We start from the raw sequence: 18,920 nt of genomic DNA on the forward strand, positions 1-18,920 counted from the left end.
GTCGCCGTGACGCCCAGCCTGACCATCCTGATTCCCAGCTTTCGCGATCCCAGGATTCTCGCGACGATCCGCAGCGTCCGGCATTTCGACGATGTCGATGCCGTGCGCGTGCTGATCATCGACGGCGGTTCGCCGCCCGAGCTGGTCGAGGATATCCGCGCGGCGCTGATCCCCGGCGACGTGCTGGTCAGTGAACGCGACAAGGGCATCTTCGACGGCCTCAACAAGGGGCTCGCGCGGATCGACACGCCCTATATGGGCTGGCTCGGCAGCGACGACCTGTTCACCGGCGAGGTGAAGGCGAGCGAGGTTCTGGCAGCGCTGGGCAAGGCCGACATCTTCATCCACTCGGTCGCCTTCATCGACGACCAGCATGTGCGGCGCATCACCCACAGCGGCCCGTCGGCGCGCGGTCTGATGCGTTTCGGGCTTCACAACCCGCATTACGGAACCTTCGGCCGCACCGAATTGCTCCAGTCGGAGCAGTTCGACATTGCGGACACCGCCGCCGACATCGATTATTTCCTGCGCATCTGGAACCGCAAGCCGTCGATCATCCACAGCAAGCGCATCGGCACGCTGATGGGCGAAGGCGGCTTTTCGAACGGCTCGGCGCAGCGGATCCTGCAGAACAACCGGTCGGTCTATACCGCCTATGGCCGCTATTACGGTCTCCTCACCCCGCCCGTCGCCGTCGCGACGAAACTGCTCTACAAGATCATCGGACGCGCCGTTCATTCGACCAGCCGGATCGACTGGCGCCGCCGTTTTCCGACCGCCGCCCGGCTGGCGGCCGCCGACAGCCCCACCGCAGGAAGCCATGATGTCCCGAGTGTCCAAGTCTGACAAAATCTACCTTGCCGGGCACAACGGCATGGTCGGCCAGGCGATCGGCCGCCGGCTGCGCGATGGTGGCTATACGAATATCGTCACCTTCTCCTCGTCCGAGCTCGACCTTCGCCGCTCGGAAGCGGTGCACGAGATGCTTGCGGCCGAAAAACCGCGCTTCGTCTTCGTCGCGGCGGCAAAGGTCGGTGGCATCGTTGCGAACAACACGCTGCGTGCCGAATTTCTTTACGACAATCTGATGATCGAGGCGAATGTCGTGCATGGCGCGCATCTCGCGGGGGTTGAGGATCTGCTCTTCCTCGGGTCGAGCTGCATCTATCCGCGCGATTGCCCGCAGCCGATCAAGGAGGAATATCTTCTGACATCGGCGCTCGAATATACGAACGAGCCCTATGCGATCGCCAAGATCGCCGGCGTGAAGCTCTGCGAAAACTACAACCTCCAGTACGGCCGCCGCTATATCAGCGCGATGCCGACCAACACCTATGGCATCGGCGACAATTATCATCCCGAGCACAGCCATGTGATGGCGGCGCTGATCCGCAAGGCGCACGAGGCGAAGGTCGCGGGTGCCGAACAGATCACCGTCTGGGGCACCGGCACCCCGCGCCGTGAATTCATGTATGCCGACGATCTGGCCGACGGCTGCGTGTTCCTGATGGAACAGGGCTATGACGGTAATCTCGTCAACATCAGCAAGGGCGACGACATCTCGATCGCCGACCTCGCGCGCACCGTGTGCGACGTCGTGGGCTTCGAGGGTGAACTGGTCTTCGACACGTCGAAGCCCGACGGCACCCCGCGCAAGCTGATGGACAACAGCAAGCTCGCCGCGCTCGGCTGGCGGGCCACGACCGAATTGCGCGACGGCATCGCCGCCGCCTATCGCGCCTCTCCCTTCTTCCCCCGCTGAACAGATTCAAAGGATCATCAATGAAAAAGGCCATCATTACGGGCGTTACCGGTCAGGACGGTGCTTACCTGTCCGAACTGCTGCTCGAAAAGGGGTATGAGGTTCACGGGATCAAGCGTCGCAGCAGCCTGTTCAACACGGCGCGCATCGACCATCTTTACGATCATCCGAACTTCCACCTCCATTATGGCGACCTGACCGATTCGACGAACCTCGTCCGCATCGTCGGCGCGGTGCAGCCTGACGAGATCTACAATCTCGCGGCGCAGAGCCACGTCGCGGTCAGCTTCGAGGAACCCGAATATACCGCCAACGCCGACGGCCTTGGCGCACTGCGTCTGCTCGAAGCGATCCGCCTGCTCGGCTTCGAGAAAAAGACGCGCTTCTATCAGGCGAGCACCAGCGAGCTTTATGGCCTCGTCCAGGAAATCCCGCAGCGCGAAACCACGCCCTTCTATCCGCGCAGCCCCTATGCGGTCGCCAAGCTCTATGCCTACTGGATCACGGTCAACTACCGCGAAGCCTATGGCATCTATGCGTGCAACGGCATCCTCTTCAATCACGAGAGCAAGCTGCGCGGCGAGACCTTCGTGACGCGCAAGATCACCCGCGCGCTCGCGCGCATCGCCCTCGGCATCGAAAAGACGCTGAGCCTCGGCAATATGGACGCGCTGCGCGACTGGGGCCACGCCAAGGATTATGTCGCGATGCAGTGGCTGATGCTGCAGCAGGACGCGCCCGAGGATTATGTCATCGCGACGGGCGTCCAATATTCGGTGCGCGAATTCGTCAAGCGCTCGGCCGAACGCCTCGGCATCTTCCTCCGCTTCGAGGGCGAGGCCGAGAATGAGGTCGGGATCGTCGAGCGCGTCGAAGGCGACAAGGCCAATGTTCAGGTCGGCGACACGATCGTCCGCGTGAACCCCTATTATTACCGCCCGACCGAGGTCGAAACGCTGCTCGGCGACGCGACCAAGGCGGCCGAAAAGCTGGGCTGGCGCCCGCAGATCACGCTCGACGAGATGATCACCGAGATGGTCGAATACGACTATCGCGCCGCGCAGCACGAAAATCTGATCCGCCAGAGCGGCATCTAGCAACAAGGCACCGGCGGTGCGTCGCAAGGCGCGCCGCCGGGTCATGCCGCGCACAAGACCGAGGGGGGCCGTGAGAAGCGCATTCGTCTTTCAGGCACTCAGCCTCGGCGTCAGCATCGGCATCTTGCTGGTCGCGCTGCTGTTCCTGAAGACCGAGGATTATCTGCTGTGGGTGCTGTTCACCACCATCGGCAGCGGTCTCATCAACCTCGAAAGCGCGCTCAACACCGTCTCGACGCGGACGATCAGCCGCGCGTGGATCGACAAGGCGCCCTATGCCGCGACCGTGCGGCTGGTGGGGCAAAGCTATGCGGGGTTCAGCACCGTCGGATCGGTCTTCATGGCGGTTGCGGGCGGGCTCTACCTGACCACGATCGACTATGGCATCCACGACCATAGCTGGATCATTCCGTGGGCGATCTTCTGCGTCGCCTATTTCCTCTATTATCTGACCAGCTACCGCAGCTGCCAGCTCGTCGCGATCGGGCGGATTTCGACCTTTACCGGCATTGGCAGTCTTGGCCGTCTCGCCAACCTGGTGGTCGCCGCGGCTCTCGCCTGGGCCGGCTATGGCGTGATGGGGCTCGCACTCGCCGTGTTCATCAGCTTCGCCGCCACCGGGCTGATGCTGGAGCGCACCGGCCGCCAGTCGATCCGCGAAGCGCCCGAGGAATGGAAGACCGCGCCCGCCACGCTCCACATCTCCGACCTGCTACGCAAAAGCAGCTATCAGGCAGCGTTCGCGATCGCCTCCTACTTCCTCTATCGCGGCGTCTTCCTCTATCTTTCGACCGTGATGCCCTCGGCGCTCGAGGCCGCGAGCCTCGGCCTCGCGATCCAGTTCTACGGCTTCATCCTGCTGCTCGCCGCGGTTCCGCTCAACATGCGGATCGCGCCGCTGATCGAGGCGGGCCGCTCGGGCGATTCCGCCCGGATCGCCGCCGAGCTCGGCCATCTCGGCAAGCTGGTGAATCTCGCCTTCCTCGCCGCCGCTGCCGGCCTGATCATCCTCGGCCCCGAAATCTTCAAGCTGGTGCCCAGCCTCGCCGCAAAGCTGCCGCCGCGATCGACGCTGACGATCCTCGCGGCGTGCTTCTGGGTCGAGGTCAATCTGCTCGTCTTCGTCAACCTGTGGCTTGCGATCGACCGCTTCCAGTTCGTACGCCTGTATCTTCTCAGCTTTGCGATCGCATGGACCGTATCGGCAGCGCTTATCCTGTCGGGACACGCCTCCGCCAACCTGCTGCTGCTCGCCGCGCTCGCGGTGCAGCTCACGGTCGCCTTCCCGCTCATCGCGCGCCAGGTCCACCGCGACCTCGGCGTGTCGCTCGCGGCCTATGCCAAGGCGATGTGGCGCGCCCGGCTCAATCTGACCGCGGTCTTCTAGGCCCCTTCCCGTCGCGCCCTGCGGCAACGATGGTTTCGTTCGTAACGGCCTTCCCCTCCGCTGTGTGATGATGCTAGCACAGCCGCACCACACCCCAGGGGAGATTCAGATGATCCGCGCCACCCTCGCCGCGCTCGCGCTCGGCTGTTCGCTCACGGCCGTTGCCGCCGCCGCGGCCGATGACAAAGACCCCTATCTCTGGCTCGAGGATATCGAGGGAGCGAAGGCGCTCGACTGGGTCAAAAGCGAAAATGCGGCGACCGACAAGCGCATCCTCGGCCGCCCCGGCTTCGAACAGGACCGCCAGCGCGCCAAGGCGATCCTCGACGACGACCGCCAGATTGCCCAGCCCGGCGAGGTGATGGGCGATCGCATAACCAATTTCTGGCGCGACGCGGGCAATCCGCGCGGCATCTGGCGGCAAAGCCCGCTGAGCGCCTATCTCGCCGGCAAGCCCGTCTGGACGACGCTGATCGACGTCGACGCGCTCGGCAAGGCGGAGAAGCAGAGCTGGGTCTGGCACGGCGCCGATTGCCTCGCGCCCGAATACAAACGCTGCCTCGTCTCGCTCAGCCCCGGCGGCACCGACGCCGACATCGTGCGCGAATGGGACCGCACGACCAAGAGCTTTGTCGACGGCGGCTTTGCCCTGCCGCAGGCGAAGAGCAGCGTGACGTGGGAGAATGCGGACACGCTGCTCGTCGCGACCGACTATGGCGCCGGCAGCACGACCGCATCGGGCTATCCACGCATCGTCAAGCGCTGGAAGCGCGGCACGCCGCTGTCGGCGGCGCAAACCGTGGCCGAGGGTGAAACCGCCGACGTCGGCATCAACGTCTTCGCCTTCATGGACGGCGACAAGCGCCGGACGATGATCAGCCGCAACAAGACCTTCTACACCAGCGACATCCTGCTGCCGCATCCCGGCGACGGCGATTTCGACCGCAGTGTCATTCCCGACACCGCCGACATCCGCGCCGTGATCGACGGCCAGATCATCATCTTCCTCAACGAACCCTATGCCGATTTCCCGGCGGGCTCACTGCTTGCGCTGCCGCTCGACACGCTCGCAAGCGGCGGTCAGGTGCCCTTCGTTCCGGTGATGACGCCGACCAAGTCGCAGGCGATCGAGAATGTCGCCGCGAGCAAGAATGTCCTCTGGGTCAAGGCCCTCGACGATGTCGAGGGCAAGCTCTTCGCGCTGCGCCGCGATCAACCAAACGGCCGCTGGAGCCAGAAGGAAGTGCCTGTCACCGCCAACGCGACGATGGGGATCGCGGGGACGGTCGACGACAGCGACCTCGTCTTCGTCACCGCCGAAACGATGCTGATGCCGCCGACGCTCTATGCCGTCGGCGAAAGCGGCGCACCACAGGTCGTGCAGAGCCTTCCCGCGACCTTCGACGCGAAGGACATGAGCGTCGAGAAGCGCTTTGCGACGTCGAAGGACGGCACGAAGGTGCCCTATTTCCTCGTCCGCACGAAGGGCGCGACCGGCCCCGTCCCGGCGCTCGTCCATGCTTATGGCGGTTTCCGCGCCGCGCAGACGCCGGGCTATCTCACCGGTCAGCCCTATCGCGCTGGCCCGCTCGGCCTCTTCTGGGTCGAGGATGGCAATGCCTATGTCCTCGCGAACATCCGCGGCGGCGGCGAATATGGCCCGGCGTGGCATCAGGCGGCGCTGCGCGAAAAGCGCCAGAACAGCTTCGACGACCTGCATGCGGTCGCCGAGGATCTGGTCGCGACGGGCGTGAGTGCAAAGGGCAAGATCGCGATCTCGGGCCGCTCGAACGGCGGCGTTCTCGTCGGCGCGGCGATGGAACAGCGGCCCGACCTTTACGGCGCCGTCATCTCGGGCTCGCCGCTGAAGGACATGAAGCGCTACAACAAGCTGCTCGCGGGCGCTTCGTGGGTCGCCGAATATGGCAACCCCGACGACCCGGCGGACTGGGCCTTCATGTCCAGATATTCACCCTATCAGAACATCCGCAAGGGCGTGAAATATCCGCCGATCTTCCTCTACCTCTCGACCAAAGACGACCGCGTCCACCCCGGCCACGCGCGCAAGTTCGCAGCGCGGCTGCAGGACTATGGCAATCCGGTCTATTATCACGAATATCTGGAGGGCGGCCATTCGGTCGGCGCCGACCATGCCGAGGACGCCGTGCGCGCCGCGATGCTCCATGCCTTCCTGACGATGGAACTGGTCGAAAAGAAGTAAGGAAAAGGCCGGCCGCGCCCTTGTGCGCGGCCGGCCTCTCCTGGCGCCCCCGTCAGGTGCTCGCCGTCAGTCTTTCACCACCACCTCGACACGGCGCGCGGCGGCATTGTCGGTGCCGGTGCCGGTCGTGTCGGCAGGCTTTTCCAGCTTGATCGAGGCGGCGGCAATGCCCACCCCTTCCAGCGCCTTGGCAACGCCCTGCGCGCGCTTTTTCGAAAGTTCGGCGTTGAGCGCGGCATTACCCGTCGCATCGTTGAAGCCCGACACCGCCAGCGTCGCGCCCGGGTGCGCGGCCAGATAGGCCTTCACGCCCGCAGCCGCGCCCGACAGATCGTTCGAGACCTCCGACTTGCCGGTGTCGAAGTAGACACTGAGCATCGGCTTGCCGTCGCGCTCGGCACCGACGACGCCCGCACCCTCGGGTACCGCCGGCGTAGCGGCAGCTGTCGCCGCAGCGTCCGGTGTCGGGGTATCGCCCGGCACGGCCGGAGCGGTCGCCGCCACATCGGCGCCTGCCGGAGCTGCCGCCTCTTCTTTCGAGCAGGATCGCAAACCGAAGAAGATCAGCGCGGCGACAATCAACGCCAGCAACAGCCAGGGAAGCCATCCCATGCCGCCACCGCGATCATCGCCTCCCGAGCCACCTCCAGGATTGCCATATGCCGCCGCCGGCCGCGTGTCAGCCGCCGGCACCGGCTCCGGAGCGGGTATTGGCGCCGGCGGTTCGACCGCCGACGCGCCACCCGCCAGCCCTGCACCGGCAAGCCCTGCGGCCGCCAGTGGCGCGGCCGCCCCGGTTCCAGCCCCTGCGTCGGCTTTGTCCTCATCACCGCCCAGTGCCGCGCCGGCCGCCGCCCCCGCTGCGGCTGCGGCTCCGGTCAGTCCCGCCGCTGCGGCACCCGCCGCACGCGCAGCACCGCCGAAAATATCGAACAGCCCGAAATGCTCGGTCAGCAGATAATAGACGGTGACACGGTTCTTCGTCCGGTCGCCCTTCATCCGCTCGCCGACCGCAGTGATCGCGGCGTCTAGCGTCGCATCGTCGTGCGTCAGGCCCAGCTTCTTCTTGAGGAAATTCTCTCGGACGCGATCGGTTTCCTTGCTGTCACTAAAGGAAACGAGCGACGAATCGCGCTTCTGCAATGCAATTCCGCAATGGCGGACGATCGCCGCCACCACCTTCTCATCGGCGTCCGCAACATATTTGCGGACATCCGCCAGCCAATCTTCCGCCATAGGATCGCTCCTCGTCAAGGCGACCGGCCGACACGGCCCGGGGGGACTAGAACAGGGCGGTCACGGGGTCGGCTGACCGTCATGCGGTGCCAAGCTTATGATTATCCGGCGATAAGGCAAGGCCGTCGATTGATACCCGACCGTCGTGCGCCCTGCAGAACCGCCGGGCACGGTGAGACCGGCCTGATCACCCGCCTCACGGCCCGGCCCGACCACGAAGCAGCAGCCGGCTGATCGCGGGCAGCACGAACAAGGTCAGCAACGTCGAGGTGATCAACCCGCCGATCACCACGATCGCAAGCGGCTTCTGCACCTCAGCGCCGGTGCCGGTCGCGAGCGCCATCGGCACGAAGCCGATCGCGGGAACGATTCCCGTCATCAGTACCGCGCGAACACGCTCAATGACGCCCTCGCCGATCGCCGCATCGACCGTCTTTCCTTCGCCGATCCGCTGGTTGATGCTCGACATCACGACCAGACCGTTCAGCACCGTCACGCCCGAAAGCACGATGAAGCCGACCGCGGCCGAGACCGAGAAAGGCAATCCCGTGAGCAGCAACGAAAAGACCCCGCCTGCAAGCGCCAGGGGGATCGCGGAATAGACCGCAACCGCCTGCCGCACACCGCCGAGCGCCATATAGAGGATGCCGAAGATGGCGGCGAAGATGATCGGGATGACGATCGAGAGCCGGGCGGAGGCCGCCTGAAGATTCTCGAACTGCCCGCCCCATTCGATGAAGCTTCCCGTCGGGAGCTTCACCTGTGCGTTCACCTTCTCCTGCGCCTCGGCAACGAACGAGCCGAGATCGTTACCGCGCACGTTCGCCTGAACGACGACACGCCGCTTGCCATTCTCGCGGCTGACCTGATTCAATCCTTCGGAGAAGCCGAACTTCGCAAGCTCGCCCAGCGGGACCGAGGCCCGCGCCCCGCCCTCGCCCGGCAGAAGCACGGGAAGCGCCGCCACCGCGTCGAGATCGTCGCGCGTCCCCGCGTCGAGCCTGACGACAATATCGTATCGCCGGTCGCCCTCGAAAACGACGCCCGCCTCGCGTCCGCCCAGCGCGGCCGCGACCGTATCGCTGACGTCCCGAAGCGTAAGGCCGTAGCGGGCAATTGCATCGCGATCGAACCGGACATCGAGCACCGGAAAACCCGCCGTCTGTTCGACCTTGACGTCGGCGGCGCCGGGGACGCTATTCAGGATCCCGGCCACCTGCTGCGCCACCCGGCCCATCTCGTCGAGATCGTCGCCATAGATCTTGATCGCGATGTCGCCGCGCACGCCGGCGATCAACTCGTTGAAACGAAGCTGGATCGGCTGGCTGATCTCGAAGGCATTGCCGACGAGCGGTTCGAGCCTCTTTTCGACGCGCTCGATCACATCATCCTTGTTGCGGACACCATCAGGCCAGTCGCCGCGCGGCTTCAGGATGATGAAGGTATCCGACGCGTTGGGCGGCATCGGATCGCTGGCGACCTCCGCCGTGCCGGTCTTCGAATAGATGAAGGCCACTTCGGGAAGCGTGGCGACGGCCTTTTCGACCTGCAATTGCATCGCCTGCGACTTGTTCAGCGACGTCGAAGGAATGCGAAGCGCCTGCATCGCAAGATTGCCTTCGCCGAGCACCGGGATGAACTCGCTGCCGAGTAACCCGAACACCATGATCGCCGCGGCAAAGGTGCCGCCGCCCGCACCGATCCACGGCCACGGACGTTCGATCACGCGTTTGAGGACCGGCTCATACCGGGTCTTCACCCAAGCGATCGCCCGCACTTCCTTTTCGGCAACTTCGCCGCGAACGAGCAGCGCGACCATTGCCGGGACGAAGGTCAGCGACGCCACGAACGCACCCGCGAGCGCGAGCAGCACGGTGATCGCCATCGGCGAGAAGGTCTTGCCCTCGACACCCGTGAAGGTGAGCAGCGGAACGAATACGAGGAAGATGATCGCCTGTCCGTAGATCGTCGGCTTCACCATTTCGCGCGACGCCTCGAACACCTCGTGCAATCGCTCGTCCGTCGACAGGAGCCGCCCTTCGCGATGCTGCCGCCCGGCAAGCCGCCTCAGGCAGTTCTCGATAATGATGATCGAGCCGTCGACGATCAGCCCGAAATCGAGCGCGCCGAGGCTCATGAGATTGCCCGACGTCCCGGTGATATTCATCCCCGTTCCCATGACGAGAAACGAGATCGGGATGACCAGCGTCGCGATGATAGCAGCGCGGATATTCCCGAGCAGCCAGAACAGCACCGCCGCGACGAGAAGTGCGCCCTCGGCCAGATTCTTCTCGACCGTGCCGATCGTCGCATCGACAAGCTGCGAACGATCAAGCACCGGTTTGACGACGATCCCCGGCGGCATCGACTTTGCAACCTCCTTCAGTCGTTCGGCGGCGTCCGATGCGACGATCCGGCTGTTGCCGTTCGCAAGCATCAGCACGGTGCCGACCACAAGCTCCTTGCCGTTTTCGGAGGCCGAGCCAGTCCTGAGTTCGCCGCCGATCTCGACCGCCGCAACATCGCGCACCAGGACGGGCACGCCGCCACGGCTCGCCACGGTCGCGCGGCCGATCTCGTCGAGCGACCGGATCCGGCCATCGGCCCGAACCAGAAAGGCTTCGCCGCCGCGTTCGACGAAATTCGCGCCGACCGAAATATTGGCGCCTTCGAGGGCCTCGGCGAGTTCGGAAAAGGAAATCCCGTAGCTCGCGAGCTTCGCGGCTTCGGGCTGGACAACGAACTGCTTTTCATAGCCGCCGATCGAATCGATCCCGGCCACGCCCGGGACCGACCGCATCTGCGGGCGGATCACCCAGTCCTGCACGCTACGAAGATAGCCGAGTTTCGCGACCTCGCCCGCCAGCAGCTCGCCGGTCGGGGTGAGATAAGACCCGTCCGGCTGGAAGCCGGGCTTGCCCGCAATCTTCGGATTGTCCTTGGTCGCGGTCGGCGCAAAATCGACCGTGTACATCAGCACTTCGCCAAGGCCTGTCGAGACGGGGCCCATCTGCGGCTCGGCGCCGTCGGGCAAGGTGCCCTTGGCTTGCGCCAACCGCTCGGCGACCTGCTGCCTCGCGAAGTAAAGGTCGGTGCGATCCTCGAAGATCACCGTGACCTGACTGAAGCCGTTGCGCGAAATCGAGCGCGAACTCTGAATGCCGGGAATGCCCGCCATTGCGGTCTCGATCGGAAAGGTGACGAGCCGTTCGATATCGAGCGGCCCGAGGTTCGGCTCGACGGTGTTGATCTGGACCTGCTTGTTGGTGATGTCGGGCACCGCGTCGATCGGCAGCTTCAGGAGCTGCGTCAGGCCGTAGGCGGCGGCGATCAGGGTGAGGAGAACCACACCCCAGCGAAAGCGTATCGACGCATCGAGAAGTTTTTCGATCATCTCAATGCTCCGCCTCGCCCTTGCCGAGTTCGGCCTTGAGAAGGAAAGCGCCTCTGGTTGCAACGACCGCGCCCGGCTTCACGCCATCGACGATCTCGATGCGTCCGCCGCCGCGCTTGCCGGTAACGACAGTCGTCGTCTGGAAGCCCTTCGCGGTCTTCACGAACACGACCTCGCGGCCTTCGACCGTCTGCACCGCCTCTTCGGGCAGCGCGATGAGCGGCGAGCCTGCCGCGCCCGCCGGCGTGATGCGCGCGCGCAGACCCTGTCCCGGGGTCAGGCCGCCAACGCCATCGGGGATCAGCACAATTGTCGCCGCCTTGCTGTCGGGGTCAAGACTCGGGGTCACCGATCGCACCGTCGCGTTCACCGTTTCACCGCCGGCAAGTTCGATCACGGCGGTGTCGCCCGGCCTGATCCGCCGCGCATCGGCAGCGAGCACCGAGGCATTGACCTGGATGCGGCCCGGATCGGAGACGCGGAACAATTCGGTGCCGGCGAGCACGTAAGAACCGAGCTTGGCATCCGCCTTCGTCACCCGCCCCGTGATCAGGCTCGTCACGGCAAGCGTCCGGCCATCGCCCGACACTTTCGCGGCGGCGGCCGCGGACTGCGACCGCCGCGCCTCGGCTTCGGCCTCGGCAAGCGCCGCCGCGGCGGCTTCCAGATCCTGCTTCGCAGTTATGCGCGCGTCGAACAGCCGCTTCTCGCGGGCATAGGTCGAACGCGCGAGCGCCAGCCGCGCGGATGCCGAACTGCGCTCTGATGCGATGGCGGCCGCATCGCGGCTGTCCATCACGGCTACCGTCTCACCGACGCGCACGAAGTCGCCAAGCCGGTGGTTGATCCGCGTGATCGCGCCATCCGCGCGCGCGGTCAGCACCGCCTCGCCGTCGGGCGTCGATGCAACGATGCCTTGCGCCAATATCTCGGAACCGAGGCCCCCGGCCGCGACCGTCTCGGTAACGATACCCGCGCCCTTGCCACGCGCCTCGTCCATCAGGATCTGGCCTTCGACGTGGCCCTCTCCTTCTTCCTCTGGCGATGCAGCAGCAGGGGCCACTTCGCCCGGCGCCGTCGCGCGCCCGATCAGAATTCCTCCGCCGCCGGTTATCAACGCTCCGACCGCCACCGCGGCAATCAGGCGGTTCCTGTTCTTCAGGTTCAACATGGATTATCCCCTATTGCGCGTTCGCGCGGCCCAGCGCGGCAAGCGCACGGGCGCGGTCGAATTGCGCTTCGATGAGTTTGAGATTGGCGCCGGTCTGCGCCTCTTGGGCATCGATCAGTTCGATGAGCGTGAACTTGCCTTGCTGGTATCCGATCTCGGCGACCCGCGCGGCTTCGTTCGCCTGGAACAGGCCGGCGCCCGACAGCGCCGTCAGCCGCTCGTTCGCGGCCGCCAGCAACAGTTCCGCCTCGCGCCGCGAATAGCGGGTATCGAGCCGGCTCTGCGCCAGCCGCGCCTCGGCGGCATCGCCTTCGGCGCTCGCGGCATGGATGTTGCCGCGGTTCCGGTTGAAGACCGGCAGCGGGATGGACAGGCTGACGAGGAAGGCGGTGTCGTTGCTCTCGCGAAAACGCCGCACCCCGCCCGACGCCGTGACGTCGGGGACGCCCTCGGCCTGCGCCAGACGAACACGTGCCGATGCGGCATCGCGTTCGGCCGCCGCCAGACGCTCATCCAGGCTCTGCGCGTCGGCGGGCAAAGCGGGCGGCATCGGCATATCCCCGATCTCCGCCGACAGCTCGCCATCATCGCTCCCGATCAGGAGCGCGAGGCGCTGCCGGGCGTTGAGAAGTTCGGACATCGTCCGCAACGCCTCCGCTCTCGCCTCTGCAAGCAGCGCATCGGCGCGCAGCTTGGTCAGCGGCGGGTCGCGCCCCACATCGACGAGCGTCTCCGCGATGCGGGCAAGTTCGACCGCCCGCGCCAGACCCTTGCGCGCAAGGTCCGCCCGTTCCTCCGCCGCGCGCAGCCCGGCGTGCGCGACGACGATGTCATAGGCGAGATCGGCTTCGGCGCGCCGGAGTGCAATCCGCGCATAGTCGCGCTCGGCGGCGGCAACCTCCTTGCGCGCGCGCCGCTTGCCGCCAAGCTCGAATGGCTGCGCCACGGATACGGTCGTTTCGGTGGACCGGAACGTGCGATACGGACCGGTGCCGCTGAAATTCTCGACCTCGACCGAGACTTCCGGATTCGGACGCACGCCCGCCTGAACGGCGCGCCCTTCCGCCGCCTTCAGCTCGGCTTTGGCCGTCGCTATTCGAGGAGACATTTCCTGTCCGCGCGCCAGCGCGTCGGACAGCGAGACGGGTTCGGCGAACGCCGGGCCACCTGCCATGGCCAGCATCCCTGCGAACAGCAGGGTGCCCAAGGATTTAGACATAGATACTCCTGATCAGTGCGTGACAACGCGGGCGAATGCCCGCGTGAAGCAGTGATCAGGCGGAAGGAGGCTGGGTCGGGGGAGCGGCCGCGTAAGACGCGAGTACGGTCGCGGACCGGCCAAAGAACAGGCCTTTCGACACAAGCATGTCCGCAGCCGGAGAGCGGCCATTCAGCTCGGTGCAGGCCGAGCAGTGATGATGATCGATATGCAGCGGAGGTGCATTGTCCGGAGACTGCCCGTCCGCATCCGCCGCGGTCGCGAGCACATCGCAGCCGGCATCGACGATTTCCATCGCATGTCCCGCTTCCGCGCCCGCCATGGCCGGAGCCACGACGCTGCCGAACAGCAGCGAAATCGTGAGAACAAGGCGGGCAAGGAAAGCCAACATCGCTGGCCGCCTATCATGGACATGGCGACGCCGCAATCCGGCGGAGCTCGAGGCCCGTTCGCGTCGGTGGCCGGTCAACCTCTTCCCCTGAAAATCCACGTCGAGTCGGCAGGTCTTATGCAGCCTGTAGCTGCTACAGGGTCAAGACGGGACGTCGCCCCGCCCCACACCAAAGACAAACCGCATGGCGCGGGCGGCCCCCGGCAAAATCTATGGAAAATGACGCATGAACTGGACGGGTTCCTGATCAACGAATGTCAGCAAAGCTTCATCGCTCTTGCACCAGAGATGTCCATTTGCGCCATCCGAGAGCTTTCCAAAATCTTCGTTCGAGACGATCAGGATCGGGATAGCCGCGCCGTAAAGATAGTCGGCGACCAGCGTACCGATGGTGAGGATCGGATCGCTTCGAGTCGTAATAATTCCCGCGGGTGCCATCCCGGCTCGCGCCAGTTCGACGAGAGCACTCGAAGAAGAGGAGGAGCCCCGACTTCCCGGCATGGCAAGCAACCGATCGGCCACTACCGCGCCCCGCTGGGGGTGCGAGGCGTCCACGATGTGTCCGGTTTGCAGGTCGACCCCGCCCCACAGGCTCAACGGCTCCGTGAGCTTCAACAAGGTCCCGCTTGCCATTCCCTCGATCAGGGCGTGCCCGCGCATCAGCATTGTGCCATCACCACGCCCGTTTCGGCCGATCGGATGCAACGCTCAAGCGTCATCAGCGCGACGCGCCGCCCGAGATTGCCGGGGCCGTAATGGGCATATTTCCCCGACGTCGTTACGATCAGCCCCGACGTCTCGCGCACGACGGGTGCGAGATAGGTGCAGGTGTCGACGACGATGTTGACGCCGAATGCACGCAAGGCGTCGAACGCCGGATCGGCCGTGACGGCGGCCGCAATCTCGCGCGAGGTCGATACATAAATCTCCGTCTCCGGCGAACGGCGGCGCCTCTCGACAGCGCGATTGAGCTGCATGAATTCGGGGATCGAATAATGCGGCGTGCCAAGACAGACCGCCGCGACGGCCTCGCCCTCGGCCGCGCGGCACAACGATGCGATCGCCGCCACCAGCTCGGTGGGTGCTATAACCTCGATCTTCACACCCTCGGTCGGCATGTCCGCGGCCTCCGGCGTCACGCCTTCGGCATGGAACAGCGCGAGCGCGCCCGACGAGGCGCCCGTCGCCCCGAGCGCTTTCAGCTCGTCCTCGTTCGCATCGCGTGGCAACCCGCGCAAATAGGGGACGATGCCCGGAGCTCGGCGGCCGACGACATAGCCGACCGCGGCGAAATAGAGATCGCGCGGCAGACCGGTCGCATCGAGCGAGGGCAATTCGAACAGGATCGCCGGTCGCCGCGCTTCGTCGCGGTGAAGGCCCGCAAGCGGCACGCGCCCGGTCAATGCCGCGCAAAGATCGGTAAAATCGCCGTAACGGTCGGTCCGTGCACCGAGCACCGAATTGATGAAAACGATCGCATTGGACTCGGCCCAGGCGACATGCTCGCCGCGCTGCGGACGCGCCATCCGCTGATAGGGCGCGCAGGTCAGCGTCGGCAGGCATCCGAGCTGCTCGTGCAGACGGGTCAGCGCCTGCTGCTGCGCGATGACCTCCGGCGGTCCGCAATGCCAGCCGGGATGGGTGACATCGACCGCCGCGACATTGAGCGTCGTCGGAACGCGGACCTTTCCGCCCAGATCGACAAAGTGCTGCGCGAAATCGATACTCGACGGTCCATGATACAGGCATCCATCGATATGCGCGGATTCGATGTCGATGAAGCTATCGGCGCCGCATGCCGTACCGTAGCGGACGAGAAGCGCCATGGCGCGCGCGGCAGCAGCGCCGTACTCGCCCGCCAGCAGCGCATGGTCGATCGGTTCGAGCTTCACGGCGCCGCATCCCCCACGACGAGTTCGGCCGCCGTCATATCCTCTATCGCGGTGCCCACCGATTTGAACAATGTGATCGCCTGATCGTCGTCGCCGCGGCCCGGATGCGAACCGGAACAAAGCGCCGCCAAGTCGGCTTCGATCGCATCCGCCCGGATCGCACCAGCAGCGATCGCCTGCTGCAAATCCCCCGCCTCTTCCATCGCGCCTTCATGCGTGTCGACGAAAACGCGCGCACGGGCGAAGCTCTCGGCATCGGCCTCGCACATATCGGGGCGGAAGGCGCCGATCAGGTCGATGTGCATGCCGGGCCGCAGCGCCGCGCCCGCGATCAACGGTTCGGTCGCGAGCGTCGCAGCCGTCACGATATCCGCCGCCGCCAGCCCCGCCTCGATCGTCGCAATCGCCGCCGCCGGATATCCCAGCGCACGCGCAGCAGACGCCGCGGCTTCGGCCTTGTCCGCGTCGCGGCCCCAGACGAGAATGTTTTTCAACGCAAAAGCCGAGGCATAGGCTTCGATGATCGGCGCGTTGAGCGCGCCGGTGCCGATGGCCAGCAAGGTGGCCGACGCAGGCCGCGCAAGCCGCGATGCGGCAAGAACCGACGCTGCGGCCGTGCGGCGGCGGGTGAGCATAGCCCCATCGATCGCCGCAATGGGCCGGCCGGAGGCGCGATCGCTCAATATATAGGTCGACTGGATCGAGGGACGCGCGCGCGGATCGACCGTGACGATCTTTGTCCCGACCCGCTCGCGCCCCTTCCATGCCGGCATGACCAGCAACGACGCGCCGTCCATATCGGCGGCAAGCCGCGGCGGCGCATGATAGTCGCCGGAAGCGAAGGCGCGCTGCAACGCGGCGATCAGCGCGGGCATCGGTGTTGCCCGCGCGACCGCTTCGCCGTCGTACCAGGGGATTGTCGCCATCACTCCGGTCATGCGCCCGGGGTTCGGAGCTTCAACATCTCGCGCGTTTCGGCGGGCGTTGCGACCTCGTAGCCACCGACTGCATTGACGAGCGTATAGGCGCGCTCGACGAGCTGGCCATTGGTCGCCCAGACGCCGCGCGACATATAGAGATTATCCTCCAGCCCGACCCGGATATTACCGCCGAGCAGCAGCGTGTGCGCGAGCATCGGCATCTGTTCGCGCCCGATACCAAAGGCGCCCCAGATCGTACCGGGCGCCATCAGGCTCTTCTGATACAGGATCGTCTCGACCCCGTGCGGCGCCGCCCATTGCACGCCCAGCACCATCTGCATCATCGCCGGGCCATCGACCAGTCCTTCCTCGACCAGCTTGTTGCCGAACAAGATGTCGCCGGCGCCGAACACTTCGAGTTCAGGCTTCACCCCTGCCGCCTGGAACCGCTTTGCCATCGCGCGCAGCGTGTGGGTCGGGCTGAAATAGACATATTCGGTCGGCCCTTCGACCTGGTTGTTGGTGACGATGTCGAGCGTCGCAATCTCGGGCAGCAGTTCCTCGACATGCGCGACGCGTTCGTCGACGCCGACGACGTCGCTGCCCGGCAGCATATGCCCTTCACGCTCGGGATCAGGCAGGAAATAAGCGCCCATGCCGCACGTCAGGTTCAGCACGATGTCGGTACCCGTCTGGCGGACGCGGTCGACGACTTCCCGGAAATGTCCGCGGTCGCGGTTGCCCTCGCCCGTTTCGGGGTCGCGAACGTGGATATGGACGATGCTCGCGCCGGCCGAGGCCGCTTCGATACACGCGTCGGCGATCTGCTTCGGCGTGACCGGCATCGACGGATGCTTCTTGTTATACGGCGCGCCGCCGGTGACGGCGCAGGTCAGGATCGTCTTGTTGCTCATCGTCATTCTTCCCATTCCATATTGCCGCTCACGGCGATGATCTCTCCGGTGATCTTCTTGCCGGCGTCCGAGGTGATGAATTCGACCATGTCGGCGAACTCGGAGAGTTCGACCTTGCAGCGCAGCGACACATATTTGAGATAGTCATTCTCGATGTCGTCGAAGCTGCGCCCCGTCGCGTCGACGTTGCGCTGGACGATGAAACGGAAGCGGTCGTTGTTGATGATGCCGGGCAGGATCGCATTGACGCGAATGCCCGACGGCCCCAGTTCGCGCGCGCTGTTCTTCGTGAGCCCTTCGACCCCGGCTTTCGACGCGATGTAGGGCGCGCGAAACGGGATGCCGGTGCGCGTCGAACAGGTCGAGAAATTGACGATCGAGCCGCCGCCGTTCGCTTTCAGCATCGGAACCGCGCGTTTCATTGTATAGAACATGCCCGACAGGTTGACCCCGATCGTCTTGTCCCACTCATCCTCGTCGATATCCTCGATTGCCGCGCGCGGCCCTGCCATGCCGACGACATTCACCAATATGGTGAGATCGCCGACATGCGCGCGCACATCGGCAAACAAGGCATCGACCTCGGCCCGCGCGCCGACATCGGTGACACTGCCGCTCATTCCGGGATTCGCCGCCAGCGTCGCCGCAACCGCATCACCGCGCACGTCACAGATGTGCACCTTGGCGCCCTTTTGCAGAAATCGTTCCGCAATCGCGCGGCCGACGCTGTCGCCTGCCCCCGTAACCAATACTCGTTCCATGAAGCCTCCCTTGAGTTCAGTGTGTTTCGGCCGGCAGCATCAGCTGCCCGGCGATGGCGCGTTCACGGTCGGACAAGGGCGTCGCCTTGCGCGCGTCGAGATCGAAACGGACGGTGACGCCTTCCAGGATCGTGCAGGCGGCGGCATCGGAGCGCCGCGACAGGATCGTCCGGTGCCGCAACGATGTGCGCCCGATCGACAGGATGCCGCTCGAAAGGATCAGCAGGTCACCTGCGATCAGTTCGTGAAGATAGCGAATCTCGTGCGAGACATCGGCCCAGCCGGCGTTGCGGCCATCGGCCTGCCCCGCTGTCGGACCAAAAAAACCGAGCAAATGATAGACGGCATTGTCGAGCAGCGGCACCTGATGCTGCACCGACATGTGCCCCATCGCGTCGCAATGCCAGGGAAAGACGACTCCGCGGAACGTCTCGACGGGGGCATTTCCTGCTGATTCTACGATGATTTCCGGTTCCACGTCGGGCCTTTCCGTTGCCGATGGCATCGGACTAATCACCCGCGCTTGACTTGTCTACACAGATTATACACAATGTG

Annotated in this window: 16 protein-coding genes; 5 read left to right on the forward strand and 11 right to left on the reverse strand. The window is 65.1% G+C overall.

The window, feature by feature from the left end:
- The first annotated feature begins 6 nt into the window (after positions 1-6).
- The 5 genes from ACQY80_RS00145 (at position 7) to ACQY80_RS00165 (ending at position 6,467) form a co-directional block, all read left to right on the forward strand.
- The gene (locus ACQY80_RS00145) at positions 7-846 is read left to right on the forward strand and encodes a glycosyltransferase (protein ID WP_428682436.1); all 840 of its coding nucleotides are present in this window, start codon (positions 7-9) and stop codon (positions 844-846) included.
- Positions 833-1,762 carry a GDP-L-fucose synthase family protein gene (locus tag ACQY80_RS00150; RefSeq protein WP_428682438.1) on the forward strand — a complete coding sequence of 310 codons (930 nt, stop codon included), beginning with the start codon at positions 833-835 and terminating at the stop codon, positions 1,760-1,762. Before ACQY80_RS00145 ends, ACQY80_RS00150 begins: the two co-directional genes overlap by 14 nt.
- A gap of 20 nt (positions 1,763-1,782) precedes the next feature.
- Positions 1,783-2,859 (forward strand): GDP-mannose 4,6-dehydratase, encoded by a 1,077-nt coding sequence (gene gmd, locus ACQY80_RS00155; RefSeq protein ID WP_428682440.1) that lies wholly within the window; start codon positions 1,783-1,785, stop codon positions 2,857-2,859.
- 70 nt (positions 2,860-2,929) lie between these two features.
- Positions 2,930-4,246 (forward strand): hypothetical protein, encoded by a 1,317-nt coding sequence (locus tag ACQY80_RS00160; RefSeq protein ID WP_428682442.1) that lies wholly within the window; start codon positions 2,930-2,932, stop codon positions 4,244-4,246.
- A 109-nt stretch (positions 4,247-4,355) separates the two neighbouring features.
- Positions 4,356-6,467 carry a prolyl oligopeptidase family serine peptidase gene (locus ACQY80_RS00165; protein WP_428682444.1) on the forward strand — a complete coding sequence of 704 codons (2,112 nt, stop codon included), beginning with the start codon at positions 4,356-4,358 and terminating at the stop codon, positions 6,465-6,467.
- Positions 6,468-6,533: 66 nt separating this feature from the next.
- Here the strand turns inward: ACQY80_RS00165 and ACQY80_RS00170 are convergent, their stop codons facing one another.
- The 11 genes from ACQY80_RS00170 to ACQY80_RS00220 all read right to left on the reverse strand — a co-directional run bounded on the left by ACQY80_RS00170 (position 6,534) and on the right by ACQY80_RS00220 (position 18,843).
- Positions 6,534-7,703 carry a DUF2853 family protein gene (locus ACQY80_RS00170; RefSeq protein WP_428682446.1) on the reverse strand — a complete coding sequence of 390 codons (1,170 nt, stop codon included), beginning with the start codon at positions 7,701-7,703 and terminating at the stop codon, positions 6,534-6,536.
- A 196-nt stretch (positions 7,704-7,899) separates the two neighbouring features.
- Complete coding sequence (locus tag ACQY80_RS00175; protein WP_428682448.1) at positions 7,900-11,097, reverse strand: efflux RND transporter permease subunit; 3,198 nt, start codon at positions 11,095-11,097, stop codon at positions 7,900-7,902.
- A 1-nt stretch (position 11,098) separates the two neighbouring features.
- The gene (locus ACQY80_RS00180) at positions 11,099-12,268 is read right to left on the reverse strand and encodes an efflux RND transporter periplasmic adaptor subunit (protein WP_428682450.1); all 1,170 of its coding nucleotides are present in this window, start codon (positions 12,266-12,268) and stop codon (positions 11,099-11,101) included.
- Positions 12,269-12,278: 10 nt separating this feature from the next.
- Positions 12,279-13,487: a TolC family protein gene (locus tag ACQY80_RS00185; RefSeq protein ID WP_428682452.1), complete on the reverse strand. Its 1,209-nt coding sequence runs from the start codon at positions 13,485-13,487 to the stop codon at positions 12,279-12,281.
- Between the two features lie 55 nt (positions 13,488-13,542).
- The gene (locus tag ACQY80_RS00190) at positions 13,543-13,878 is read right to left on the reverse strand and encodes a hypothetical protein (protein ID WP_428682454.1); all 336 of its coding nucleotides are present in this window, start codon (positions 13,876-13,878) and stop codon (positions 13,543-13,545) included.
- Positions 13,879-14,088: 210 nt separating this feature from the next.
- On the reverse strand, positions 14,089-14,544 hold the full coding sequence (locus ACQY80_RS00195; protein WP_428682456.1) for an aconitase X swivel domain-containing protein: 456 nt from the start codon (positions 14,542-14,544) through the stop codon (positions 14,089-14,091).
- Positions 14,538-15,770 carry an aconitase X gene (locus ACQY80_RS00200; RefSeq protein ID WP_428682458.1) on the reverse strand — a complete coding sequence of 411 codons (1,233 nt, stop codon included), beginning with the start codon at positions 15,768-15,770 and terminating at the stop codon, positions 14,538-14,540. The genes ACQY80_RS00195 and ACQY80_RS00200 overlap by 7 nt, the downstream gene beginning before the upstream one ends.
- A complete protein-coding gene (locus ACQY80_RS00205) occupies positions 15,767-16,696 on the reverse strand; it encodes a hypothetical protein (protein ID WP_428682460.1) in 930 nt (309 codons plus the stop codon). The genes ACQY80_RS00200 and ACQY80_RS00205 overlap by 4 nt, the downstream gene beginning before the upstream one ends.
- Positions 16,697-16,704: 8 nt before the next feature.
- Entirely contained in the window at positions 16,705-17,610 is a 906-nt protein-coding gene (locus tag ACQY80_RS00210) for a 3-keto-5-aminohexanoate cleavage protein (RefSeq protein ID WP_428682462.1), read from the reverse strand.
- The gene (locus tag ACQY80_RS00215; protein WP_428682464.1) at positions 17,607-18,365 is read right to left on the reverse strand and encodes an SDR family oxidoreductase; all 759 of its coding nucleotides are present in this window, start codon (positions 18,363-18,365) and stop codon (positions 17,607-17,609) included. The genes ACQY80_RS00210 and ACQY80_RS00215 overlap by 4 nt, the downstream gene beginning before the upstream one ends.
- Before the next feature lie 16 nt (positions 18,366-18,381).
- Positions 18,382-18,843, reverse strand: coding sequence for an acyl-CoA thioesterase (locus tag ACQY80_RS00220; RefSeq protein WP_428682466.1), 462 nt, complete (start codon positions 18,841-18,843; stop codon positions 18,382-18,384).
- Positions 18,844-18,920 lie beyond the last annotated feature (77 nt).

Source organism: Sphingopyxis sp. (assembly GCF_965279755.1).
Lineage (GTDB): Bacteria > Pseudomonadota > Alphaproteobacteria > Sphingomonadales > Sphingomonadaceae > Sphingopyxis.